At 73.7% G+C, this 23,979-nt stretch carries 17 protein-coding genes; 10 read left to right on the top strand and 7 right to left on the bottom strand.

What is annotated here, in order from left to right:
* Window positions 1-105 precede the first annotated feature (105 nt).
* Window positions 106-3,195 (bottom strand): glycoside hydrolase family 2 TIM barrel-domain containing protein, encoded by a 3,090-nt coding sequence (locus tag J8M51_RS29120; protein WP_267299570.1) that lies wholly within the window; start codon window positions 3,193-3,195, stop codon window positions 106-108.
* Between the two features lie 278 nt (window positions 3,196-3,473).
* Between J8M51_RS29120 and J8M51_RS29115 the strand changes: the two genes are divergently transcribed.
* A complete protein-coding gene (locus J8M51_RS29115) occupies window positions 3,474-5,888 on the top strand; it encodes a SpoIIE family protein phosphatase (RefSeq protein ID WP_107473785.1) in 2,415 nt (804 codons plus the stop codon).
* A 176-nt stretch (window positions 5,889-6,064) separates the two neighbouring features.
* Entirely contained in the window at window positions 6,065-7,324 is a 1,260-nt protein-coding gene (locus J8M51_RS29110) for an SLC13 family permease (protein ID WP_086759255.1), read from the top strand.
* A gap of 27 nt (window positions 7,325-7,351) precedes the next feature.
* Here the strand turns inward: J8M51_RS29110 and J8M51_RS29105 are convergent, their stop codons facing one another.
* Complete coding sequence (locus J8M51_RS29105; protein WP_086759258.1) at window positions 7,352-8,269, bottom strand: helix-turn-helix domain-containing protein; 918 nt, start codon at window positions 8,267-8,269, stop codon at window positions 7,352-7,354.
* A 64-nt stretch (window positions 8,270-8,333) separates the two neighbouring features.
* On the opposite strand from J8M51_RS29105, the gene J8M51_RS29100 reads away from it, so the two are divergent.
* Entirely contained in the window at window positions 8,334-9,164 is an 831-nt protein-coding gene (locus tag J8M51_RS29100) for a phytanoyl-CoA dioxygenase family protein (RefSeq protein WP_086759260.1), read from the top strand.
* A 34-nt stretch (window positions 9,165-9,198) separates the two neighbouring features.
* Here J8M51_RS29100 and J8M51_RS29095 read toward each other — a convergent pair whose 3' ends face one another.
* The 3 genes from J8M51_RS29095 to J8M51_RS29085 form a co-directional block, all read right to left on the bottom strand.
* Window positions 9,199-9,864, bottom strand: coding sequence for a response regulator transcription factor (locus J8M51_RS29095; RefSeq protein ID WP_264761019.1), 666 nt, complete (start codon window positions 9,862-9,864; stop codon window positions 9,199-9,201).
* Window positions 9,861-11,066, bottom strand: coding sequence for a sensor histidine kinase (locus J8M51_RS29090; protein WP_256965600.1), 1,206 nt, complete (start codon window positions 11,064-11,066; stop codon window positions 9,861-9,863). Before J8M51_RS29090 ends, J8M51_RS29095 begins: the two co-directional genes overlap by 4 nt.
* Window positions 11,067-11,274: 208 nt before the next feature.
* Window positions 11,275-12,438 (bottom strand): ABC transporter substrate-binding protein, encoded by a 1,164-nt coding sequence (locus tag J8M51_RS29085; RefSeq protein ID WP_086759264.1) that lies wholly within the window; start codon window positions 12,436-12,438, stop codon window positions 11,275-11,277.
* A gap of 273 nt (window positions 12,439-12,711) precedes the next feature.
* On the opposite strand from J8M51_RS29085, the gene J8M51_RS29080 reads away from it, so the two are divergent.
* From J8M51_RS29080 to J8M51_RS29065, 4 genes are all read left to right on the top strand, one after another.
* The gene (locus tag J8M51_RS29080; RefSeq protein WP_086759266.1) at window positions 12,712-15,459 is read left to right on the top strand and encodes a helix-turn-helix transcriptional regulator; all 2,748 of its coding nucleotides are present in this window, start codon (window positions 12,712-12,714) and stop codon (window positions 15,457-15,459) included.
* 99 nt (window positions 15,460-15,558) lie between these two features.
* Window positions 15,559-16,383 carry an alpha/beta fold hydrolase gene (locus J8M51_RS29075; protein WP_086759268.1) on the top strand — a complete coding sequence of 275 codons (825 nt, stop codon included), beginning with the start codon at window positions 15,559-15,561 and terminating at the stop codon, window positions 16,381-16,383.
* Between the two features lie 80 nt (window positions 16,384-16,463).
* Window positions 16,464-17,261, top strand: coding sequence for an alpha/beta hydrolase (locus J8M51_RS29070; RefSeq protein ID WP_216588338.1), 798 nt, complete (start codon window positions 16,464-16,466; stop codon window positions 17,259-17,261).
* Between the two features lie 65 nt (window positions 17,262-17,326).
* Complete coding sequence (locus tag J8M51_RS29065; RefSeq protein WP_086755046.1) at window positions 17,327-18,124, top strand: MBL fold metallo-hydrolase; 798 nt, start codon at window positions 17,327-17,329, stop codon at window positions 18,122-18,124.
* On the opposite strand, the gene J8M51_RS29060 is transcribed toward J8M51_RS29065, so the two are convergent.
* Together J8M51_RS29060 and J8M51_RS29055 are read right to left on the bottom strand one after the other, a co-directional pair.
* Window positions 18,114-18,704 carry a flavoprotein gene (locus J8M51_RS29060; protein ID WP_086755047.1) on the bottom strand — a complete coding sequence of 197 codons (591 nt, stop codon included), beginning with the start codon at window positions 18,702-18,704 and terminating at the stop codon, window positions 18,114-18,116. The genes J8M51_RS29065 and J8M51_RS29060 overlap by 11 nt on opposite strands.
* Window positions 18,705-18,727: 23 nt before the next feature.
* Complete coding sequence (locus J8M51_RS29055; protein ID WP_086755048.1) at window positions 18,728-19,756, bottom strand: helix-turn-helix transcriptional regulator; 1,029 nt, start codon at window positions 19,754-19,756, stop codon at window positions 18,728-18,730.
* A gap of 263 nt (window positions 19,757-20,019) precedes the next feature.
* Here J8M51_RS29055 and J8M51_RS29050 point away from each other — a divergent pair, with 263 nt between their 5' ends.
* The 3 genes from J8M51_RS29050 to J8M51_RS29040 are packed head-to-tail and all read left to right on the top strand — an operon-like array spanning window position 20,020 to window position 23,965.
* Entirely contained in the window at window positions 20,020-21,057 is a 1,038-nt protein-coding gene (locus tag J8M51_RS29050) for a sugar ABC transporter substrate-binding protein (protein ID WP_179203029.1), read from the top strand.
* Window positions 21,058-21,068: 11 nt separating this feature from the next.
* On the top strand, window positions 21,069-22,976 hold the full coding sequence (locus J8M51_RS29045) for a sugar ABC transporter ATP-binding protein (protein WP_267299569.1): 1,908 nt from the start codon (window positions 21,069-21,071) through the stop codon (window positions 22,974-22,976).
* A complete protein-coding gene (locus tag J8M51_RS29040; protein WP_086764922.1) occupies window positions 22,973-23,965 on the top strand; it encodes an ABC transporter permease in 993 nt (330 codons plus the stop codon). Before J8M51_RS29045 ends, J8M51_RS29040 begins: the two co-directional genes overlap by 4 nt.
* Window positions 23,966-23,979 lie beyond the last annotated feature (14 nt).

The following is a 23,979-nucleotide window of genomic DNA, read 5'->3' as shown; positions in this document are numbered from 1 at the left end:
ACAGGACTGGTTTCCCGTCCGCCGTCCTGTCCGGCGGCCCGCCGCCGTCCCGTCCGGACCGAAGTGGCGCACCGCAGGGACGCCTTCCCGCGTGTGCCGGGCGGCTCAGACCGCGAGCACGTCCAGCCTGCTGATCCGCACCGCGCCGCGCGCCTCGCCCGGATGGCGGCTGGTCAGGGTGAGCCGGACCCGGCTGCCGCGCACCGGGGCGAAGGTGATCGCCGTCGGGGCGTCCGAGGCGGTGGCCCAGTCGGTCTTCGCCCCCACGACCGGGACGTACCGTCTGCCGTCCCACACCTCGACCGCGACCGCCGCGGGCAGGGTGTGCCCGGCGTCGACGGTGAAGGAGACCTCGACCCGGTCGACCGTCCCGGGCCTCCCCCAGTCGACCGACACCCAGTCCTCGGCCCGGGCCCCGCCGAACGCCGGCAGCAGGGCGGTGGCCGCCTTGAGGAAGGCGTTGGACCAGCCGGTGGCGGGATCGCCGTCCAGCATGGCGGCGGGGAGGGTGTCGGGGCGGCCGGAGTAACCGGCGTCGGCGTGCGGGAGGGCGACGGCGGCCGGGTGCTCGGGCGCGAACTCGGCGGCGGGTACGGACGACCTGTCGCGCGCCCATGTGGCCCGGACCCTCGCCTTCCCGGCCCGCAGACCCTCCACCCGCGCCGTCACCTTCACCGACCCGGGCTCGGTCCCGGCCCGGACGATCGCGAGCGCCCTGCCGCCGAAGGCGGTGCGGGTGCTGGCCTGGTAGCGCTCGGCGCTCTCCTCCCGGCCGTTGTCGAGCCCGGCGAGGGAGCCGCCCCGTACGTCGAAGGTGATCAGATGCTCGGCGTCGGGCACCACCACGCCCCGGGCGTCGACGATCTCGGCGGTGACGAAGGCGAGCGACCGCCCGTCCGCGGCCACGGACCCGCGGTCGGCGGTCAGACGCACGGCGTGCGGCCTGCCCGCGGTGCGCAGGACGTCGGTGGCGACGGCCTTGCCGTTCCGCCGTGCCACCGCCTTCAACTCGCCGGGCGCGTAGGGCACTTTCCAGGTGAGGTGGAGCTTGCCCGCGCTTCCGTCGGGGCTGGTGTAGCTGCCGGGGTACGGGCCGTCGGTGAAGGTCTTGTCGTCGCCGGTGGCCTCGGTGGTCTCCAGGTAGGGGCGTCCGTCGACGGTCTTCTTCTCGTCGAACCGCCGTGTCCCGAGGGACCTTCCGTCGAGGAACAGCTCCACGGTGTCGACATTGGAGTACGCCCACACCTCGACCGTGTCGCCCTCGGTGTGGTTCCAGGTCATCGGCAGCAGATGGACCATGGGCCGGTCGGTCCACTGGCTCCGGAAGAGGTGGTACATGTCCTTCGGGAAGCCCGCCGTGTCGACCGCGCCGAAGAAGGACGCCTTCACCGGGAAGACGTCGTACGGCGTGGGCTCGCCGATGTAGTCGATGCCGGACCACAGGAACTGCCCGGCGAACCACTTCCGGTCGCGGTCCTTCTTGTGGCCGTACTCGCCGCTCATGGTCCAGGAGGCGAGGTTGTTGTCGTAGGAGGAGACGCCTCGTTTCCCGGGGGTGTGGTTCTCGCCGGTGTTGAGGCGCTCGGGCTCCTGGTAGACGCCTCGGGTGGAGGTCTCCGAGGACGACTCGGACTCGAAGAGGAACAGGTGCGGGTAGCGGGCGTGCAGGGCGTCCACCGACTTGGCGGTGTTGTAGTTGAGGCCGAGGCCGTCGAGTTTGGCGAGGATCAGGTCGCCGGGGGTGCCGGGGGCGGGGACGCTGCGGTGGCGGTGGGAGCCGATGACGACGGGGCGGGTGTCGTCGGAGGCCTTCACGGCGGCGATCAGACGGTCCGCCATGGCGAGGCCGGCGGTGGAGGTGAACTCCGAGACCTCGTTGCCGATCGACCACATGAGGACAGCGGGCGAGTTGCGGGCGGCGAGCACCATCTCGGTGACGTCGCGGTCGGCCCACTCGTCGAAGAAACGGCCGTAGTCGTAGCGGGTCTTGGGGCTCTTCCAGCAGTCGAAGGCCTCGACCGTCATCACGATGCCCAGGTCCTCGCAGACCTCGATCATCTCCGGGGAGGGCGGGTTGTGGGAGGTGCGGAAGGCGTTGACGCCCATCGACTTCATGATCGTCATCTGCCGGCGGATCGCGTCGGCGCTGACGGCGGCGCCGAGCGCGCCCAGGTCGTGGTGGAGGTCGACGCCCTTGATCTTGTGATAGGTGCCGTTGAGGTGGAAGCCCTCGTCGGGGTCGAAGCGGAAGGTGCGGATGCCGAAGGGGGTGCGGTGGGTGTCGGTGGTTCTGCCGCCGACGCGCAGTTCGGTGGTGAGGGTGTAGCGGTGCGGGTCCGCGAAGTCCCACAGCCTCGGTTCGCGGACGGTCAGTTCCTGGGTCCCGGTGGCCGTGTCGGCGACGGCGACCGTGGCGGACGTACGGGCGACCGTGCGGCCCCGGGCGTCGGTGATCCGCGAGACGATCTCGACGTCCGCCCCGGTCCCGGAGGCGTTCACGACGGAGGTCTCCACACGGACCAGGGCCCGCTCCTCGGTGATGTCGGGCGTGGTGACCCGGGTGCCCCAGCGGGCCACGTGCACCGGGTCGGTGACGACGAGGCGGGCCTCGCGGTAGATGCCGCTGCCGGAGTACCAGCGGCTGCTGGGCAGGCGGTTCTGGACCTTGACGGCGATGACGTTCGCGGTGGTGCCGTCGGTGTGCAGCAGATCGGTGAGGTCGAAGGCGAAGCCGGTGTAGCCGTAGGGGTGGCGGCCGACCTCGGTGCCGTTGCAGTGGACGTGGGAGTCCATGTAGACGCCGTCGAACTCGACGGAGATCCGCTTGCCGGCGAGGGCGGGCGGCAGGGTGAAGGTGGTGCGGTACCAGCCGAGGCCGCCGGGGAAGAAGCCGGTGCCGCTGGTGGTGCCGTGCTGGGTGGTGGGCGCCAGTTCGATGGACCAGTCGTGGGGGACGGCGACCCGCCGCCAGGCGGAGTCGTCGTATCCGGGGTCGGCGGCGCCGGCGTACTCGCCGGTCGGGTCGGTGATGCCGCCCGGGTCGACGAGGGCGAAGCGCCAGCCGTCCCGGAGGGGGAGGGTCCGGCCGGTGGACGAGGCGTGGGCCCGGGGCGCGCCGGCCGCGGTGCCCGCCAGCGCTCCCACCAGCGGGGCGGAGGTGCCCGCGACGAGTAAGGATCTGCGGGTGACGGTCATGGTGTTCCCTTCGTCGAACGTGCGGGGGGACGTTCCGGGAGCCGAGGAGCCGTCGGGCCTGTCACGACCCTGGGCCCCACAAGCCATCACAAGTGATCGTGACCAAACAGAATCTGACGATCCTCCCCAGGGGCGTCAAGAGCCCCTCCCGCCGCTCGGCGAACACGGGTGCGGTAAATCACGCAGGCATACGGTTTCCCGTCCGCTTTACCGGCGGAGCGCATAGGCTGGAATTCACCCGTAAGCCCGTTCGGTCCGGCGGAATGGAACTCGCGACGATGAGGAGCCGCAAGGTAACGCACGGTGATGCCCCTGCGTATGCCCTGGACGGTGCCGCCACGGCGCGGGCGGCCATGGACGGCGACGGCACGATCGTCGAGTGGAACGAGGGCGCGAGCCGGCTGCTGGGCTGGCCCGCCGCGGAGGTCGTGGGTCGCCCCGCCGAGGGGCTGCTGGCCCCGGGGGGCGTCTTCGTGCCGCCCCCGCCGGGCAGCCGCAGCTGGAGCGGCACGCTCGCGCTGCGTCACCGCGACGGTCGTACGGTGACGGCGTGGCTGCTCGCCCACCACCGCGGGATGAAGGACAACGACGGCGGCGGCAGCTGGCTGGTTCTGTGTCCGCTGGACGATCCCGGCCCGCTGGTGCGGGACGACCCGCTCGCGGCGGCCGTCATGGTCCAGTCGCCGTGCGCGATGGCCGTCTTCGACGACCGGCTGCGGCTGCGCGGCATCAACGACGTGATGGCGGACGCCGTGGGCATGCCCGAGGACAACCTCCGGGGCCTGCACATGTCCGAGATCCTGGGCGGCCGTCAGGGCGAGAAGCTGGAGCAGCATCTGCGCGAGGTGCTCGCCCTGGGCCGGCGCAGGGACGTCCAGACCTTCCTGCGGGCCGCCGACGAGGACCGGGCGCACGCCTGGTCGGCCGCGATCGCCCCGGTCCTGGACGACTCGGGGGTGCCGATCGGGGTCTGTGTCACCGGGCACGACATCACCGAGCAGTACCTCGCGCGGCAGCGGCTGCAGCTGGTGAACGAGGCGAGCATCCGCATCGGCACCACCCTCGACGTCCGGCGCACCGCCCAGGAGCTGGCCGATGTGTGCGTCCCGGTCCTCGCCGACTTCGTCAGCGTCGACCTCATGCAGTCCCTCGACCACGGCGACGAACCGCACGAGGGCCCGCTCTCCCCGCCCTTCACGCTGCGCCGCGCCGCCCACCAGTCGGTCACCCCCGGCTGCCCCGAGGCGGTCGTCGAGGTGGGCCGCACCGACGTCTACCCGGCCACCTCCCCGCAGGCGGCGTCGCTGACGGTCGGGCACACCATCGTGGCCACGGACCCGGCCAACACCCTGGTGGACTGGCTCGCCTGGGACCCGATACGCAGCCGTCGGGTGAAGGAGCTGGGCATCCACACCACGATGTCGGTGCCGATCCGGGCGCGCGGCACCACGCTCGGGGTGGCCGTCCTGACCCGTTTCAAGCGCACCGACCCGTACACCGCCGACGACGAGCTGCTCGCGGAGGAGGTGACGGCCCGCGCCGCCGTCTGTATCGACAACGCCCGCCGCTACTCCCGCGAACGCGAGACCGCCCTCGCCCTGCAGCGCAGCCTCCTCCCGCAGACCCTCCCCCGGATGCCCGCCCTGGAGGCGGCCTCCCGCTATCTCCCGGCGGCACAGGCCGGGGTCGGCGGCGACTGGTTCGACGTGATCCCGCTCTCCGGGATGCGGGTCGCCATGGTCGTCGGCGACGTCGTCGGGCACGGTGTCCAGGCCTCCGCCACCATGGGCCGGCTGCGGACCGCCGTCCGTACCCTCGCCGACGTGGATCTCGCCCCCGACGAACTGCTCACCCACCTCGACGACCTCGTCGTACGGCTGTCGGCGGAGGCCGGCAGCGAGGGCGTGACCGGCGAGGTGGGCGCCACCTGTCTGTACGCCGTCTACGACCCGGTGACCCGCCGCTGCACCTTCGCCCGGGCCGGGCATCCGCCGCCGGTGGTGCTGGACCCGGACGGACGGCCCATGGAGGTCGAAGTCCCGTCGGGACAGCCCCTGGGCCTCGGCGGACTGCCCTTCGAGTCCGCCGAACTCGAACTGCCCGAGGGCACGGTGATCGCCCTCTACACCGACGGGCTGATCGAGACCCGGGACCGTGACATCGACGCCGGTCAGGAACTGCTGGCCGAGGCGCTGTCCGGCCGCAAGGGCTCACTGGACGACATCTGCGAGGACGTCGTCCAGTCCCTGCTGCCGGCGAACGGCGCCCCCGACGACGTGGCGCTGCTGCTGGCCCGCACCCGGGGTCTCAGGGCGGAGCGGGTCGCGACCTGGTCGATCCCCGCCGACCCGGCGTTCGTGGCCCGGACCCGGCAGTACGTGCTGACGCAGATGGCGCTCTGGGGCATCAGCGAGTCGGCGTTCACGGCGGAGCTGGTGGTGAGCGAGCTGGTCACCAACTCGATCCGGCACGGCGTCCCGCCGATCCAGCTGCGGCTGATCCACGACGACACCACCCTGATCTGCGAAGTGTCCGACGGCAGCGGCACCGCCCCGCATCTGCGCCGCGCCAAGACCTTCGACGAGGGCGGTCGCGGACTGCTGCTGGTGGCCCAGCTGACCCAGCGGTGGGGCAGCCGGCACACCGAGGACGGCAAGACGATCTGGGCGGAGCTGACTCTCTCCGAGGAGTGAGGAGAGGCGAGGAGGGGCGCGGCGAGCGGGAGTAAGAGGGACGTGAGAAGGGCCTCACCCTAGGGCCGTACACGCGTTCGTCGTGCGTCGGTGGGCGACTATAGGGTGCTCCACGTCTCCGCGCGCCGCCGAGCGCGCCCCGCGAACATCCCTGCGAACGCCCCGAAAGCCCTGCCGTGAACACCGCCCTCGCCGAGCTCCTCTCCGTCGTCCTGCTCATCGTCGTCCTCGGCTGCGCGGTCGTCCGCCCGTTCGGGCTGCCGGAGGCGGTGGTCGCCGTACCCGCGGCCGGTATCGCCGTCGCCGCCGGTGCCGTCTCCTGGGAGCACGCCCGTGCCGAGGCCGAGCTGCTGGGCCCGGTGCTCGGGTTCCTCGCCGCCGTGCTGGTGCTGGCCAAGCTCTGCGACGACGAGGGGCTCTTCCAGGCGTGCGGGGCGTGGATGGCGCGGGCCTCGGCGGGCAGCCCGCGGCGGCTGCTGGGCTCGACGTTCGCGCTGGCCTCCGGCATCACGGCGGTCCTCAGCCTGGACGCGACGGTGGTGCTGCTCACCCCGGTGGTGTTCGCGACGGTGGCCCGGCTGGGCGCCCGCCCCAAGCCGCATCTGTACGCCACCGCGCATCTGTCGAACACGGCCTCGCTGCTGCTGCCCGTCTCCAACCTCACCAACCTGCTGGCGTTCACCGCGAGCGGGCTGACCTTCACCCGGTTCGCGCTGCTGATGGCGGCGCCGTGGGCGGTGGCCGTGGCCGCCGAGTACCTGGTGTTCCGCCGGTTCTTCGCGGCCGATCTGGCCGCCGGGGCACCCGCGCCGAAGGAGGCGGCCGAGACCCCCGAGCTGCCGATGTTCGCGCTGGTCACGGTCGTGTGCACGCTCGCCGGGTTCGTGCTGACGTCCGCGCTCGGGATCGAGCCCGTCTGGGCGGCGCTGGCCGGGGCCCTGGTCCTCGCGGTCCGGGCCCTCGTCCGCCGCACCACGAGCCCGGTCGCCCTGTTCCACTCCGTCTCGCTGCCCTTCCTCGCGTTCGTGCTGGCGCTGGGCGTCGTGGTGCGCGCGGTGGTCGACAACGGCCTCGCCGACGCGCTCGGCCGGGTGATGCCCTCCGGCACCGGCCTGCTCGCCCTCCTCGCCGTCGCCGCCCTCGCCGCGCTCCTGTCCAACATCATCAACAACCTGCCCGCGGTCCTCGTCCTCGTCCCGCTGGCCGCCCCGCTCGGCACCGGCGCCGTCCTCGCCGTCCTCCTCGGCGTCAACATCGGCCCGAACCTCACCTACGCCGGCTCCCTGGCCACCCTCCTGTGGCGCCGCATCGTCCACCACCACGAACACGACGTCGACCTCGGCGAGTTCACCCGCCTCGGCCTCCTGACCGTGCCGGCGGCGCTGGTGTCGTCGGTGGTGGCGCTGTGGCTGTCGCTGCTCGTCCTCGGGGGCTGAGCGGGCCGCCGGCCGGGCGGTGACCGGTCAGCCGTCGTCCCGCAGCCCCCTGCGGTACTCCCCCGGCGGCACCCCGTACCGCTGCCGGAACACCCGGCTGAAGTGGAACGGGCTGGTGAAGCCGGAGGCGGCGGCCACGCGTTCCACGGGCAGGTCGGTGGCCTCCAGGAGGCGGGCGGCGTGGTGGAGACGGGCCTGGTGGAGGGCGCGCATCGGGGAGTGGCCGAGCTGCTCGGTGAAGAGGTGCGCGAAGCGGGACGGGGAGAGGGCCACGTGCTCGGCGAGGGAGCGGACGGTGTGCGGGGCGCCGGGGTCGGCGGCGACGAGGTCCCCGGCCCGGCGGATCCTCGGGTCCACCCCCGAGCGGCGCGGCTCGGAGCGGGCGGCGGTGAGCAGCACGACCTCCTCCAGGGAGCAGAGCGCGAGTTCACGGGCGGCCGTGCCGTGGGCCACGGCGACCTCGTCGCCCGAGACGGTCGCACCGGGTGCCGGCGGGGTGCCCTCGCCGGTCCAGCGGGCGTCGGCGAGCATCCGGTGGAAGGCCGCGGCCACGCGTACGCGGATGCCGTCGGGGGCCGGCGGCACGGCGTACAGACCGTCACCGGTGTCGTACGGGCGCAGCCAGGACGTCCAGGAGGGCCGGGTCTGGCAGTGCGCCCACCAGAACGCCCAGTGCCCGGCGCCGGGCCCGACCGTGTAGTGCTGCGGCACCCCCGGGCCGAGGACCACCAGTTCGCCGGGGCCGGCCGTCGCCCGCGCGGCGCCCTGCCGCAGCAGTCCCCCGCCGCCCGTGGTCCAGGTGAACAGCCAGCTGTCCGCGCCGCGCGGCCGGTGCACGGCGTACGGCGGGCGCTGGTCGAAGCGGCCCACGATCACCTGGCCGGGCGGTGGCGAAGGGTCCTCGGGGTCAGCAGTCACAGGCAGGTCGTCAGCATGCACAGGCATCCTCCCCAAGGGCGCTCGCACCTAGCGTGGAGTACATCGGACCACGGTGAGAAGGGACGCGCGGATGGCAGTCACGGGCAAGGCGGAGGAGCGGGTGTCGGCCAGGGCCGAGTTCCGGGAGACGTTCGAGGAGAACGGGTTCCTGGTGGTGCGGGGGTTGTTCCCGCCCGCCGAGATCGAGGAGCTGTGCGGCCGGTTCGCGGCCCTTCAGGCGGGCGGGCCCGTCCCGGGGCACTTCCAGCCCCGGCCCGCGGCGGCGGGCGAACCGGCCGACCCGCTGCATGTCTTCCCCCGGGTGATGCACCCGCACCGTATCGACGGGCTCTCGCTGCGGGTGCTCCTCGACGCCCGGCTGCGGGAGGTCCTCGAAGGGCTGCTCGGGGAGGAGGTGCTGGCCGCGCAGAGCATGTTCTACTTCAAGCCGCCGGGCGCCCGGGGGCAGGCGCTGCACCAGGACAACTTCTATCTGCGGGTCGAGCCGGGGACGTGCGTGGCGGCGTGGATCGCCTGCGATGTGATCGACCGGGACAACGGCGGCCTGGAGGTCGTGCCGGGGACGCACCGCATGGATCTGTTCTGCCCGGAGGAGGCGGACGAGGAGGTGTCGTTCGTCCGTGAGTACGTCCCGCCGCCGCCCGGACTGACCGCCGTACCCGTCGACATGGAGCCGGGCGACGTCCTGTTCTTCAACGGCAGCCTGGTGCACGGCTCCCAGCCCAACCGCACCGCCGACCGGTTCCGCCGCTCCTTCATCGGCCACTATGTGGGCCGCTCCACGGAACGCATCGGCCGCTACTACGAGACGCTGACGATGAGCGGCGCCCCGGTGGCCCTGGCGGAGAGCGAGGGGGCGGGCCCCTGCGGCACCGAGTTCGAGCCGACGGGAGCCCACTGAGCCCTGTCCGGCCCCGGCCCGCCGTCCGCTCGGCTCAGCTCAGTTCGAGCAGCCCCCGCCGCAGCGCCTCGGACACCGTGGCCGCCCGGTTCTCGGTGCCGAGCTTGCGGTAGACGCGGACCAGGTGGGTCTTGATCGTGGCCTCGGTGAGGAAGAGGGCGGCGGCGATGGACCGGTTGCTGTGGCCGAGCGCCACCAGCCGTACGACCTCGATCTCGCGGCCGGTCAGGGCGTTGCCCGGATCGGCCAGATGACCGGCGAGGTGTCCGGCGGCCTCGGGGGCGAGCCCCATGCCGCCGGCCGCCGCGGCACGCACCGCGCGGAACAGTTCCTCGGGCGGTCCCGCCTTGAGGACGTAGCCGCGGGCGCCCGCCTCCATCGCCCGTACGACATCGCCCTGGGTGCCGGAGCCGGTGAGGACGACGACCCGGCTGCCCGGGGCCTCGGCGGTGATCCGCCGGGTCGCTTCGAGGCCGCCCACCCGGGTGCCGGGCGCGGTGTCGTCGGTCAGCCGGAGGTCCATCAGCACGACGTCCGGGCGCAGCCGCGCGGCGAGGCGGACGGCCTCCTCGCCGTCGCCGGTCTCGCCGACGACGTCGAAGCCGGGTTCGCCGGTGAGCAGGGCGCGCAGTCCGGCGCGTACGACCATGTGGTCGTCCACGACCAGGACGCGCAGCGGGCGGGTGTGCGGGTCGTTCACCGGCCGGCCGCCGGACCGGCCAGGGCGAGGGTGTCCACGGGGAGAGTCGCGCGGGCCAGGGTGCCCCGGCCGGGTGTGCTGCGGACGGTGAGCGAGCCGCCGAGGGCGTCCAGGCGCTCCCGGCCGGCGCTCAGGCCGAGGCCGCGGTCGCCCCGCCGGGCGGCGGCCCGGGCCGCGTCGAAGCCCACGCCGTCGTCCCGTACCTCGACGGAGACGGTCGTGCCGTCGTGGTGGTCGAGGGTGACCCAGACGTGCCGGGCGCGGCCGTGCTCGCGGGCGTTGGCCAGCAGGCCCTGGGCGACGCGGAGCAGGGCGGCGGCCCGGTCGCGGGGCAGGTCGCCCGGCTCGCCCTCGGCGCGGAACAGCACCCGCGAGGACGCGGCCGTGTCGCGGGCGCAGAGGGTGCGGAGCGCGGTGGTGAGGTCGTCGTGCTCCAGGGCGGGCGGGGTGAGGTCGCCGATGATGGTGCGGGTCTCGGCGAGGTTGGCGCCGAGCGCGTCCACGACCGTGCGGACCTGGGTCCTGGCGAGGTCGGGGCGGCGGTCCCAGTCGCGGTCGGCGGCCTGGAGGAGCATCCGGCTGCCGGCGAGTTCCTGGGCGAGCGTGTCGTGCAGGTCGCGGGCGATCCGGGCGCGCTCGGCGAGCCGGCCGGCCTCGCGCTGGCCGCGCGCCAACTCGGCCCGGGTGCGGCGGAGTTCGCCGAGGATTCGCTGCTGGGCGCGGTAGAGGGCGACGGTGGCCCAGAGCGCGGCGGCGGGCGGGACGACCAGTTCGGGATGGAGGGGCGCGGCGGTCCGGGCGATCACCACGACGAGGAGCACGGTGATCACGCCGACGGCGGCGACCGCCGTACGGGCGGTGAACATGCGCAGGGCGAGGATGGCCAGCGGGAGGGCCAGCCAGGTGTAGGCGGTGGCGACGGGGGCGGGCATCCCCCAGGAGATCCAGCACCACAGGGTCAGCAGGGAGCCGAGCCACAGGGGCCTGCCCCGGCTCCCGAGCCGGTCCCAGAGGGCGAGTCCGGCGACGTATCCGCCCGACAGCAGGGTGATGAGGGGGACCAGTTCCCAGCACAGCGTGGAGTTGACGTCGACGAGGCGGAGCACCCCGCCGACGGCCACGGTCAGGAACACCAGGTCGGGCAGGTGCCGGAGCGGCAGCGAACCTCGGCGTACGAAGGCGGGGGCGGCGATGGCGGGCACGGCGGCGATTCCCTCTGCGACGGTCCGGACGGGCACGGGGCTGGCGGGGCCAGCCGAGTGTAGACAGGGACACGTCTGATCGAGGTAAAGGAGCGCGCCGCACCTGCCAAGTGCCCAGCCGTGCCCGCCCGTCGCGCCCGCGTCCGCCTTGTGCGCCGTGCCCGCCGGTGGAGCGTCACGCCGGCGGGGTGTCACGCCCGGCGGGGTGTCACCGCCCGGGGTGCAGGCCCAGGACGCCCGGCGTCGGGTCGCCCTTGACCTCGCCGAAGTAGAGGGCGAAGGTCTGCTTCCACCGCTCGACCTGGGCGCGGTCCTCCATGAAGCGGGGGAAGCCGTCGAGGTGGGCGTTGCGGTAGGTCCAGACGGGCTTCAGGCCGCCGGCGGGGGTGACGTCCGTGCGGACGGACCAGCCGTTGAAGGAGCCCTGCTGGCGTTCGGTGGACAGCGCCCAGTTGAGGTACAGCTTGCCCGCTGTGGGGTTCGCGGCCTTCTTGAGGATCGCGGCGCGCTGGCCCCAGGCCATGAACGGGTGGCCGTCGGCCACGGCGAAGCGGGTCGCGGCGGTGGCGGGGGCGGTGAGCGAGCCGGAGCCGCCGACACCGATGGCCTTCTGCCTGCCGTTGACCGCGACGCCCGGGGTGTGCGAACCGCGGTTGAACTGCGGCTGCTGGGCGGCGAACTCGGCGATCCAGTCCCAGCCGTAGGCCTCCTGGTAGAGGGAGTACAGGTAGAGCACCGCGTCGTCGTCGTGCGGGTAGGACGAGGCGATGGCGCCCTTCCAGCGCGGGTCGGTCAGCTCCCTCGGCGACTTCGGCGCGTTCCCGGCGACGGCGTCGACGCCGTACATGTAGCTGAAGGCGATGACCTGGACGGCCGTCCAGGCGCCCTGCGGGTCGCGGAAGTCCTTGTACAGCTTGGAGAAGCCGGCGGGCTTGTAGGGCAGCAGCCTGCCCTGACTCTTCCAGCGGGTGAAGTCCTGGAGCGTCTGGAGCTGGACGACGTCCGGGACGAGGGTGCCGGTCGCGAGCTGGTTGTCGACGCGGACGTCGTGGTACTTGCTGTAGTCCACGACCATCGTCAGGTCGATGTCCGGGAAGCGCGTGCGGAACGCCTGGGCCGTGAAGTCCTGCTGGGTGGCGGTGTCGCCGCCCGCGTAGATGACGAGCCTGCCGCCCTCGGCGACCGCGTCGCGGTACAGCTCGTCGAGGGAGCGGGTCTCCTCCGAACCACCTGTCGCGGTACGGGAGTTCGACGCCGACGCGGTGGCGGTCCGGGCCGTGGCGGCCTGCGCGGCGCCGGTCGCGGCGAGGCCGCCGAGCGCGGCGCCCGCCCCGGTGGTGAGGATGCGTCGCCTGCTGAAGCTGCTGGCCATGTGGGGGAAGGTCCTTTCGGGGCTGACTCGTCGGGCGGTGCCGCTGCGGCGGCACGGTAAGTCTGTGATCGGCGGGGCCCGCCGCGCGTCGCTCGAAGGCCGCCGATCCGTTCAACCGTTCGGTTGAACGGCGCCTCGTCCGTCACGGCCGGATCACCGCGTCCCGTGCTCGCCCGATGCCCGGGTACGGCGGGCCGCGCGCTGATTGAATGAGGGAGCTTCACCAAAACCGCATACGGCCTCCACAGCAGGCCCCGGTCGAAGGGCGTCGTCGTGGTTCTCAAGGGGCGGGTCGGGGAACGGGAACGGCTCGAACGGCTGGTGGCGGAGGTGCGGCAGGGCCTGAGCGGGGTCGTGCTGCTGCGCGGCGACGCCGGCATCGGCAAGACCGTGCTGCTGGAGCACGCGGGCCGGGAGGCCGCCGATCTGCGGGTGTTACGGGTGGCGGGCGTGGAGTCGGAGTCGGGGTTCCCGTTCGCCGCGCTGCAGCGGCTGCTCGTACCGTTTTTGGACGGGCTGAAGGAACCCGGTGCGCTGCCGGCGTCGCAGCACGAGGCGCTCCGGGTGGCGTGCGGGCTGGCCGACGGGCCGCCCGCCGACCGGTTCCTGGTGGGGCTCGCGACCCTGACGCTGCTCGCGGAGGCCGCGAAACGACGGCCGGTGCTGGCCTGTGTCGACGACGCGCAGTGGCTGGACGAGGAGTCGCTGGGCGTTCTCGCCTTCGTGGGGCGGCGGGTGCACGCCGAGGGCGTCGGGCTGCTGTTCGCGGCCCGGACCGGGTTCGAGGCGCCCGCGGGGCTGCCGGTCACCGAGGTCGGCGGTCTCGAGGAGCCGTTCGCCCTGGAACTGCTGCGGGAGGCCGTCACCGGGCCGCTGGACGCCCGGGTGGGCGCGCGGATCGTGGCCGCGACCGCCGGGAACCCCCTCGCCCTGGCCGATCTGGGCCAGGAGCTGACCGCCGACCAGCTCTCCGGCTCGCTCGCCCTGCCCGAGCCCCTGCCCGTGGGGAGCCGGCTGGAGGCGCACTATGTGCGGCGGGTGCGCGAGCTGCCGGGGGCGGCGCAGACCTGGCTGCTGCTGGCGGCGGCCGCGCCCGGCGGCGACCTCGGGTACGTCACCAGCGCGGCCCGGCTGCTCGGGATCGGCCCCGAGGACTCGGGTCCGGCCGAGGCGGCGGGCCTGGTGGTGCTGCGTACGGCCGTCGGGTTCCGGCATCCGCTGGTGCGGTCGGCGGTGTACGGCGGTGCCACCAGCGTGGAGCGGCGCCGGGCCCACCGGGCGCTGGCCGAGGCGACGGACCGGCCCGCCGACTCCGACCGCAGGGCCTGGCATCTCGCGGCGGCGGCCCTCGGCCCGGACGAGGAGGTGGCCGCCGAGGTGGAGCGGTCGGCCGACCGGGCGGGCGCCCGCGGCGGCTACGCGGCCCGCGCCACCTTCCTGGGCCGGGCCGCCGAGCTGACCCCCGGCGGTGCGGCGCGGGCGGAGCGGCTGCTGGCCGCGGCGGAAGCCGCGCTGTCGGCGGGGGCGCCGCTCCAGGCGGAGTCGCTGCTGGACACCGTCGATGTCGCACTCCTGGGTGACGTCGGCCGGGGCCGGACCCTGCTGGTGCGTTCCTACGCGGTGGCGCTGCTCGGTGACGCGGGCGCGTTCGCGATGGCGCCCGCGCTGTGTCTGCGCGCCGCCCGGGCATTGGCCGAAGGCGCTCCGGATCTGGCCCGGGAGGCGTTGCTGCGGGCGATCCAGGGCGCGATCACCGCCGAGCATCTGATGCGGGACGCGACCGTCGCCGACATCGCGCGTGCCGTGGACGACCTGTTGCCCCGCTCGGCGCCCGCGACCGGTGTCGACCTGGTGCTGCGCGCCTTCGCCGTCCTCGTCACCGACGGCTACGAGCAGGGCGTGCCCCATATGCGGCGGGCCCACGCGATGCTGCTGGATCCCCGGACGCCGGACGAGGACGTGCTCCGTGCCCTTGTGCCCACCGTCACGCTCACGATGATGCTGTGGGACGAGGAGACACAGCGCGCGGTCACGCGCCGGGCCGCCGACATCGCCCGTGACACCGGTGCCCTGCCGCAGCTGGACACCGCCCTCTACTGCTCGGTGATGCACGAGACCAACCTCGGCGAACTGGCCCGCGCGGACGAACTGCACGCCCAGGGCAACCAGATACGGGCCGCGATCGGCGCCACCGACGACACCTGGGCCCTCTACCGGCACCCCGAACTGCTCGCCTGGCACGCGGACACCGACGATCTGGAGACGGTCCTGCGCGGCTCGATGGAGGCCGGCACGTGGCTGGGCAGCGGCGTGGTGGAGTCCATCGCCCGCATCGGCACGGCCGTCCTCGCGCTCGGCGCCGGCGACTACGCGCGGGCCCGCACGATCACCCAGGAGCTGACCGGCCACGACGTGTTCGCCTACCACTCGCGGATCCTGCCCCACCTGGTCGAGGCCGCCGTCCGCTGCGGCGACCGGGTGCTCGCCACGACGGCCCTGCGGACCCTGGAGTCCCGGGCGACGGCGACCGGCACCGCGTGGGCGCTCGGGCTGCTGGCGCGCTGCCGGGCCCTGCTCGCGCCCACGGGCGACGCCGACCCGCTGTACCGCGAGGCGATCGCGCTGCTGTCGGGCAGCGGCGCCCGCGCCGACCTGGCCGTGGCCCATCTGCTGTACGGCGAGTGGCTGCGCCGCCGCAAGCGCCGCAGGGACGCCCGGGAGCAGCTGCGGACGGCGCTGGCGATGTTCGACACCATGCGGGCCAGGGGGTACGCGACCCGCGCCGCGCAGGAGCTGGCGGCGACCGGTGAGCATCCGCGGCGGGGTCCTGCGGGGACGGGCGCCGCGCTCACCCCGCAGGAGCTGACGATCGCCCGGCTCGCCAGGGAGGGCGCGACCAACGCCGAGATCGCGGCCCGGCTGTTCATCAGCGCCAGCACGGTCGACTACCACCTGCGGAAGGTCTTCCGGAAGCTCGACGTCACCTCGCGCCGACAGCTGTCGCGGGTCCCGGAACTGTGACCCGCCCGGTCACGACTACGCGTTCCACAGGATGCGGGGCCGGTCCGGGCCGCCGGAGAATGCACAGGTCGGACACGCCCGCAGACGGGAGAGCACCCCATGCCGTACGTCACCGCAGCCGACGGGGCTCAGATCTTCTACAAGGACTGGGGTCAGGGCCGCCCGGTCGTGCTGAGCCACGGCTGGCCCCTGAACTCCGACAGCTGGGAGGCCCAGCAGCTGTTCCTGGCCACGCACGGGTTCCGGGTCGTCGCGCACGACCGGCGCGGCCACGGCCGTTCCACCCAGACCTGGCACGGCAACGAGATGAACACCTACGCCGACGACCTGGCCACCCTGATCGACACCCTCGACCTCAGGGACGTCACGCTCGTCGGGTTCTCCATGGGCGGCGGCGAGGTGGCCCGCTACATCGGCAGGCACGGCACCGGGCGCGTGGCGCAGCTGGTGCTGGTCTCCGCCGTACCGCCGTTCATGCTGAGGACCGACGACAACCCCGGCGGAGTACCCGTCGAGGTGTTCGACTCGATCCGCGCCGGGTCGCTGGCCGACCGGTCGCAGCTGTACCGGGACCTCGCCGACGGCCCGTTCTTCGGGAACAACCGGCCCGGCGCCGATGTGTCGCAGGGCGTACGGGACTCGTTCTGGCTGCAGAGCCTGCAGTCCGGGCACCGGAACGCCTACGAATGCGTCGCGGCGTTCTCCGCGACGGACTTCCGCGCCGATCTCGACGCCGTCGACGTGCCCGCGCTGGTGATCCACGGCGACGACGACCAGGTGGTGCCGTTCGAGGTGGGCGGCAAGGCCTCGGCGGCCCGCATCAAGAACGCGACGCTGAAGGTCTATCCGGGTGCCCCGCACGGCATCACGGACACGCACAAGGAGCAACTCGGCGCGGATCTGCTGGAGTTCCTCAACTCCTGAGCCCGCACGGCCTGTTCACCCCGAGGCCCCGCACGCCCCGGCACCCTGTCACCTCGCCCGCGGTTCCTGGAAGGAAAACGATGAGCAGTCCCGACACGATCGTCCTGATCCACGGATTCTGGGTGACTCCCCGGAGCTGGGAGCACTGGATCGCCCACTACGAGAAGCGCGGTTACCGGGTCCTCGCGCCGGCCTACCCGGGCTTCGAGGTGGAGGTCGAGTCGCTGAACGCCGACACCACGCCGATCGAGAAGGTGACGGTCCCGCAGATCGTCGACAGCCTGGTGGCCCTCGTCCAGGGCCTCGACAGGCCGCCGGTCCTCATCGGGCACTCCGCGGGCGGTGTCTTCGTCCAGCTCCTCCTGGACCGGGCCCTCGGCGCGGCGGGCGTGGCGATCAACTCGGCGCCCACCGAGGGTGTCGCCGTGCTCCCGCTGACGCAGATCAAGTCGGCGTTCCCGGTGCTGAAGAACCCGGCCAACCGGCATCGCGCGGTCGGTCTGACCTTCGAGCAGTGGCACTACGCCTTCACCAACACCTTCCCGGAGGAGGAGTCGAGGGCGCTGTACGAGCGGTACGCGATCCCGGCGTCCGGCAGCATCTTCTGGGACAGCGCCCTGGCCACCCTGCGCCCCGGCCATCAGAGCACCTATGTGAACTACCACAACGAGGACCGGCCGCCGCTGCTGTTCGTCTCGGGCGAGAAGGACCATCTGATGCCGCCCAAGGTGCAGCAGTCCAACGCCAAGCACTACAAGGCGCACACGGTCACCGAGGTCAAGGAGTACCCCGGTATGCCGCATCTGCTACCCGCCGCCCCCGGCTGGGAGGCGGTCGCGGACGAGGCCCTGGACTGGGCGGTCGCGCACGCGCGCTGAACTCCCGTGCCCGGGGCGGCCGTTGATCACGGCCGCCCCGGGCCCTTTTCCGGAGGGGATCCCGTATGACCGGCGTCCGCGTCACGCACATCGGCGGCCCGACCACCCTGATCGAGATCGGCGGTCTGCGGCTGCTGACCGATCCGACGTTCGACCCGCCGGGCCGCCGCTACGCCTTCGGCTGGGGCACGTCGTCCCGCAAGACCGCCGGGCCCGCGTTCCCGGCGGCCGAACTGCCCCCGGTGGACGCGGTGCTGCTCACCCACGACCACCACGGCGACAACCTCGACGACGCCGGGCGCGCCCTGCTGCCCGGTGCGGGGACCGTGCTCACCACCCCGGCCGGGGCCCGGCGGCTCGGCGGCAACGCGCGAGGGTTGGGCCCCTGGGACACCTGGAAGCTGACCTCGGCCGAGCCCGGCGGCACCACCGTGGAGGTGACCGCCACGCCCGCCCGGCACGGTCCGCCGCTGTCCCGCCCGGTCGTCGGCGAGGTAACGGGCTTCGCCCTCTCCTGGCCGGGTCAGCTGCACGGAGTGCTGTGGATCTCCGGCGACACGGTCGTCTTCGACGGTGTGCGGGAGGTGGGCCGCCGCCTGACCGTGGGCACCGCCCTGCTGCACCTCGGCGGTGTCCGCTTCCCGGTCACCGGCCCGCTCCGCTACACGATGACCGCCGCCGGGGCCGTGGAGGTCTGCCGGCTGCTGCGGCCCCGTACCGTCGTGCCGGTCCACTACGAGGGGTGGAGCCACTTCCGCGAGGGGCGGACGGCGGCCGAGCGGACCCTGGCCGGAGCCCCGGCCGGGATACGGGACGTGTTCCGCTGGCTGCCGAGGGGGACGGCCACGGAACTCAGCGTGTGACGGCGGCCCCCGCCGCGCCGTCCGCGTCCAGCAGATCCAGTGCCCGTTCCCACCGGAACTCCGCGCGCCCGCCGCCCTCCTCGCCCTCCCCGGCGTACGGGTCACCGAACCGCACGCCCATGCCGCGCAGCCGCTCCAGGCTCGCGCGGTACGCCGGGTGGGCGGCGAGGGCGTCGGCGACACAGGGCAGGACGGCGATGGGGACCCCCAGGCCGTTCGCCTCGCACAGGGTGCCGACCACGAGGGTGTCGGCCAGTCCGGCGGCCCACTTGTTGACGGTGTTGAAGGTGGCGGGCGCGACCACGACGGCGTCCGGCGGCGGGAAGGGGCGGGGGTCGCCCGGCCGCCGCCAGGCGGAACGGATGGGCCGGCCGGTCTGTGCCTCGACCGCCGCCGTGTCGAAGAAGCCGCCCATGGCGACGGGGGTCGCGAAGACGCCGACCTCCCAGTCCCGCTCCTGCGCGGCGGTGATCAGCTTGCTGACGTCGACGGCGATCCCGGCCGCGCAGACGACGACGTAGAGGAAGGGTCTGCCGTCCGGGGCGGACGGGCCTTCGGCCGTGTTCTCGGTCGCGGTCATCCGTCGACCCTACTCAAGCCGGGTCAGTCCCCGGGCGCCCTCTCGACGAAGCGTTCGACGTCCGCGGCGGTCGGCCGCAGCAGTCCGTCCCGTACGGCGAGGGCCGTGGCCTCGGCGCGGGAGGCGGCGCCGGTCTTGCGCAGCAGATGCTCGACATGGGTGTGCACGGTGCGCGGGGACAGGAACAGCGCCTGGGCGATGGCCTGGTTGGTCTGGCCGGTGGCCGCCCGTGTGAGCACCTCCAGCTCGCGCGGGCTGAGCCCGTACGGCAGCGGCGCGGGCGTCTCGTGCACGAGGACCGCCCGGCGTACGACGGCCGTGCCGAGGGTGTGGCGGCGGACGGTGACCCGGTACCAGTCGGGGCCGACGGGCCAGAGCAGGCGCAGCCGGGTGCCGTGCGAGTCGGCGAAGGCGTGCAGGAGGCAGCGGAACTCGGGGTCCCGCAGGACGGCCGCCGGGGCGCGGCCGGGCAGTTCGAGGGTGTCGTCGGCGACGACCAGGCTCGCCCCGCCCTCCGCCGGCAGGTCGGGGAGGGCGCCCGCGTGGGCGGTGGGGTCGGCGAGGACGCCCAGGGCGGGCAGGAGGGAGGCCAGCAGCCGGCGGGTGTCGGTGTCGTAGGCGTCGGGGGTCGCCGTGGACAGGGTGATCAGGCCGACGAGGCGGCCGTGGTGGCGCAGGGCGCCCGTGACCGCGTCCCGGACGCCGGCCGGGCGCATGCGCTCGGCGTAGAACCAGCCGTCCCGGTAGCGCTCGCCGGGGTCCTCGACGTCCTCGCAGATGGAGGGCGGGATCTCGCTGCGCAGGACGTTGGCGTACCAGGGGGTGGAGACGAACTCGGCGGCCAGCGCGGCGGAGACGTCGGCGTCGTAGCCGACGCCCGCGACCTGGACGTAGGTGCCGGTGATGGGGTCGATCTCCAGGAGGGTGGCGGCGTCCAGGGGCAGGGCGCGGCCGAGTTCGTGGAGGGCCTCGGCGCAGGCGGAGACGGTGTCGCGTTCCCGGGTGAGCATGCCGATGCGGGCGGCGGCGGCCATCTGGTGGTGGGTGAGCATGTGAGCCTCCCGGGGCGGCCCCGAGACCGGACAGGTCATTTGGACCCTAACGATAGGGCGGCGGGGTGCGGGGGACAAGGCGTTCACCGATCCGTGACGTGGGCGCCCACCGCTGTCGGCCGGCCGGACGTGTGCCGCTGTGCCACGCCGTCGTACCCACTCGGTATTTGTACGGATGGTGGGGCGGGGCGCCGGGGTCTTTTCTGTTCGGCACAGCAGGACGCCCGCCACCGACGGGCCCCGTCCCCTTGGAGAACCCCGCCATGACCAGACGCCCCCTTTCCGTCACCCCGGCCTCGCGCAGGCAGTTCCTCACCTGGTCCGCCGGGGCGCTCACCGCGACCGGGCTGGCCGCCACGGGCTGCAGCGCCCCGGACAGCGGCTCCGGTGCGGCGAAGGCGGCGGACGCGTCCCCGTCGGCGCGGAAGCTGACCCAGATCGGCCTCGACTACCCCTTCACCCAGATCCCGCTCTACAGCACGCTGGTGAAGCTCTCGACGGCCGCCGCGAAGAAGCACGACGTCAAGCTGCTGACGACGAACGACGCGAGCAACCCCGACACCCAGGCCAGCAACCTCAACACGTGGATCACGCAGAAGATGCCGGCGATCGTGTCGTTCCCGATGGTCTTCGAGGCCACCGAGGCGATCGCCAAGAAGGCGCTGGACGCGGGCCTGATCTGGGTGACGTACGGCGGGACGCTGGAGAACCAGAGCGCCGACATCCAGTTCAGCTTCCGCGAGAGCGGCACGCTGCTCGGCGAGGCGGCCGCGAAGTGGGCCGAGGAGGAGCTGAACGGCAAGGGGAAGATCGCGTTCCTGGTCGACAACACGATCGAGCTGGGCCGGGAGCGCACCAAGGGCATGATCGACGCGTTCACCAAGCTCGCGCCCGGTGTCGACGTGGTGGCGCAGGAGCAGGCCATCGACCCCGACACGGGCCTGTCGAAGTCCAACGCCCTGCTCGCCAAGCACCCCGACCTGAACATCATCCTCGGCATCACGGACGCGGCGGCGTACGGCGGTTTCAAGGCCCTGCAGCAGGCCGGGCGGAAGAACGGCGACAAGAAGACCTTCGTCGGCGGCCAGGACGGCTCGGCCCCCTCCCTGCTCGCCATCAAGCAGGGCACGTTCTACCGCGCCTCCTCCGCCCTCGCCCCGAAGGACATCTCCGACGCCATCGTCGACGTGCCCCTCGCGGTCGCCGCCGGGAAGGCCGACGCGAGCGTCCAGGTACCGGTCAAGCTGGTCCAGCGCGGTGACACGGCGGAGATCGACGCGCTGCTCGCCCAGAACGGGTAGGGCGCGACGCGATGGCCGACATGAACGACACCGGGGCGGTGACTCCGCCGAATCTGCGGATCACCTCCCTCAGCAAGTCCTTCGGGGGTGTGCGGGCCCTGGACGGGGTGGACCTCACGGTGCCCGCCGGGCAGGTCCACGCCCTGCTCGGGCACAACGGCGCCGGGAAGTCCACGCTGATCAAGTGCCTCGGGGGCGCGTTCCCGCCGGACGCGGGGACGATCGAGGTGGGCGGGGTGCCGTACACCCGGCTCAGCCCGCGCGCGTCGATCGCGGCCGGGGTGGCGATCATCTTCCAGACGCTGAGCGTCGTGGACTCCCTCACCGTGGCCGAGAACATCTTCCTCGGCCAGGAGTGGACCCGCCACGGCCGGATCGACCGGCGGGCGCAGGAGAGGGTCTCCGCCGAACTCCTCGACCGGGTCGCCGCGAGCTGCTCGCCCCGCGACCGGGTGGGTGAACTGCCCATGGGTCAGAAGCAGTTGGTCGAGATCGCCAAGGCCCTGAGCCGCAGCGCCTCGGTCCTGGTCCTCGACGAGCCCACGGCCGCCCTCTCCGGCACCGAGAGCGACGCCCTGGCCACCCGTGTGGAGGACCTCCGCACGCAGGGCCTCGCCATCGTCTACGTCACCCATCTCCTCGCCGAGGTCGAACGCCTCGCGGACGCGGTGACCGTCCTGCGTGACGGCCGAGTCACCCACCACACCGCCCACTCGACGGCGGGCGGCCACCACCGCCGGGACCTGGTGGAGGCGATCACGGGCGGCCGGAAGGCCGGTCCGGCGCCCCTCCCCGGTAGCCCCCCGACCGCGGACCCGGCAGGCGGCGTGGCGACCGGCCCGGACGCCACCACCCGCGCCACCGACGCGGGCCCGATCGCGGACCGCACGGCGGCGGGGGGCTCCTCCGGGACGCCCGCCCCGGCAACCGGCGCTCCGAGCGGCCCGCGCGACGATGCCCTCCGCCCCGCCACGCACAGCGACGCGTGCGGCGGCCGACCGGATCCCCAGGCGGCCGGCGGCCCCGGGAACTCTGGGGCCCGCCCCGTACCGGCGGCGCTCCGGCCTGCCTCGGCCGGTCCGGCTCCGCGCTCCTCCGCCCGTCCCCGCCCCGCCCGCCTCACCGTGCGCGCGCTGCGCGGTCCCGGCTTCGGTCCCGTCGATCTCACCGTCGCCGAGGGCGAGATCGTGGGGCTGTACGGGCTCATCGGGTCCGGGCGGACGCGGGTGCTGGAGACGCTGTTCGGCAGACGGCGTGCCGTCGGGGGGACCGTCCGGGTCGGGGAGCGGGCCGTCTCACCGGCCCGCCCCGCCGACGCCCTCGCCGCCGGGATCGCGCTGGTACCGGCCGACCGGCGCACGCAGGGGCTGTTCGCGGGCCTGAGCGCGCAGGACAACGTGCTGTTGCCGAGTGTGCGGACACTGGCCCGGCGCGGGGTGCGGGCCCTCGGGGCGGAGCGGCGGGTGTTCGGCTCGCTCGCCGAGGCGGTCGGGCTGCGGCCCGCGCGCCCGCGGCTGCCCGCCGCCGCCTTCTCCGGCGGCAACCAGCAGAAGCTGCTGCTCGGCCGCTGGATCAACGAGGCCAGGACCGTGGACCTCCTGCTCCTGGACGAGCCGACCCAGGGCGTCGACGTCGGCGCCCGCCAGGAGATCTACGACGTGGTGTCCACGCTCGCCGAACAGCGCGGCACGGCCGTGCTGTTCGCCTCCAGCGACCCGGAGGAGGCGGCCGGCCTCGCCCACCGCTGTCTGGTCGTCGACCGGGGCCGGATCATCGCCGAACTCTCCGGCGCCGACCTCACCGAGGAGGCCCTGCTGGCCGCCGTCCACGACGCGGAACCGGCGGCGCGCCCCCCACGACCCACCCCGGACGGCGCCCACTCCACCCCGTCCGCCCACTCCCCCGAAGGAGCAGCATGACCACCGTGACCGCCGCCGAGCGCGTCGTCCCCGGCCCGCGCGCCCTGGCCGCGCACGGCCTGGCGACGGTGCGGCGCAATCCCCTGCTCGTCGTCCTCACCCTGCTGGTGCTGGTGTTCCAGCTGTCCACCGGCAGCTTCCTCGACCCCGGCAATCTGCGCGGCATCGCCACCGACGCCGCCGCCCTCGCGATCGTCGCCGTCCCGCTGGCGCTGCTGGTCATCAGCGGCTATCTGGACCTGTCCGTGGGCTCGACGCTGGCGCTGGGCGCCCTGACGGCGGGCTGGCTCGCGGGTGAGCAGGCCCAGTCCCCCGTGGTCGCCGTCCTCGGCGCGCTGGCCGTCGGCGCGGCGGTCGGCGCCGTGAACGGGGTGCTGTGCTGCTACCTGGGGCTGTCCCCGTTCATCGTGACGCTGGGCATGCTGGCGGCCGTGCGCGGGCTGGCGCAGCAGCTCTTCCCGCTGCCGCTGAGCGGCTTCGGCGACGGCTTCGCCTGGCTCGGCGGGGCCCGGATCGCCGGGATCGCGGCGCCCGTGGTCATCGCCGCCGTCGTCCTCGTCGCCGGGGCGCTGTTCCTCGCGTACACCCCCACCGGACGCCATGTCTTCGCGATCGGCGTCAACCGGGAGGCCGCCCATCTCTCCGGCATCGACGTGCGCCGTACGCCGTTCGCGCTGTTCGTGGTCACGGGTACGGCCGCCGCGCTGGCCGGGGCGATCAAGGCGTCCGTGCTGGACAGCGTGGTCGCGGGCACCTCGGGCACGGGCTTCGAGCTGACCGTGCTCACGGCGGTGCTGCTGGGCGGGGTCGCGCTGAGCGGCGGCTCCGGTTCGGTTCTCGGGGTGCTGCTCGGCGTGCTGTTCCTGGGATGTCTGCAGAACGGGCTGACACTGCTGAGCGTGCCGACCTTCTGGCAGCAGATGGCCCAGGGCGTGGCCCTGGTGGCGGGCGCCGCGCTCGCGTACTTCGGCCCCCGCACGACCCGTTGACCGGCGGCCCACGC

It is taken from the genome of Streptomyces griseiscabiei (assembly GCF_020010925.1).
In the GTDB taxonomy this organism is placed as follows: Bacteria; Actinomycetota; Actinomycetes; order Streptomycetales; family Streptomycetaceae; genus Streptomyces; species Streptomyces griseiscabiei.
This window is presented reverse-complemented; position numbering and strand designations above follow the sequence as displayed.

Excerpts from the sequence above, each read along its gene's own strand:
- J8M51_RS29120 (WP_267299570.1), bottom strand. The coding sequence starts at position 3,195 with ATGACCGTCACCCGCAGATCCTTACTCGTCGCGGGCACCTCCGCCCCG.
- J8M51_RS29115 (WP_107473785.1), top strand. The coding sequence starts at position 3,474 with ATGAGGAGCCGCAAGGTAACGCACGGTGATGCCCCTGCGTATGCCCTG.
- J8M51_RS29105 (WP_086759258.1), bottom strand. The coding sequence starts at position 8,269 with ATGCCTGTGCATGCTGACGACCTGCCTGTGACTGCTGACCCCGAGGAC.
- J8M51_RS29100 (WP_086759260.1), top strand. The coding sequence starts at position 8,334 with ATGGCAGTCACGGGCAAGGCGGAGGAGCGGGTGTCGGCCAGGGCCGAG.
- J8M51_RS29085 (WP_086759264.1), bottom strand. The coding sequence starts at position 12,438 with ATGGCCAGCAGCTTCAGCAGGCGACGCATCCTCACCACCGGGGCGGGC.
- J8M51_RS29075 (WP_086759268.1), top strand. The coding sequence starts at position 15,559 with ATGCCGTACGTCACCGCAGCCGACGGGGCTCAGATCTTCTACAAGGAC.
- J8M51_RS29070 (WP_216588338.1), top strand. The coding sequence starts at position 16,464 with ATGAGCAGTCCCGACACGATCGTCCTGATCCACGGATTCTGGGTGACT.
- J8M51_RS29065 (WP_086755046.1), top strand. The coding sequence starts at position 17,327 with ATGACCGGCGTCCGCGTCACGCACATCGGCGGCCCGACCACCCTGATC.
- J8M51_RS29060 (WP_086755047.1), bottom strand. The coding sequence starts at position 18,704 with ATGACCGCGACCGAGAACACGGCCGAAGGCCCGTCCGCCCCGGACGGC.
- J8M51_RS29055 (WP_086755048.1), bottom strand. The coding sequence starts at position 19,756 with ATGCTCACCCACCACCAGATGGCCGCCGCCGCCCGCATCGGCATGCTC.
- J8M51_RS29050 (WP_179203029.1), top strand. The coding sequence starts at position 20,020 with ATGACCAGACGCCCCCTTTCCGTCACCCCGGCCTCGCGCAGGCAGTTC.
- J8M51_RS29045 (WP_267299569.1), top strand. The coding sequence starts at position 21,069 with ATGGCCGACATGAACGACACCGGGGCGGTGACTCCGCCGAATCTGCGG.
- J8M51_RS29040 (WP_086764922.1), top strand. The coding sequence starts at position 22,973 with ATGACCACCGTGACCGCCGCCGAGCGCGTCGTCCCCGGCCCGCGCGCC.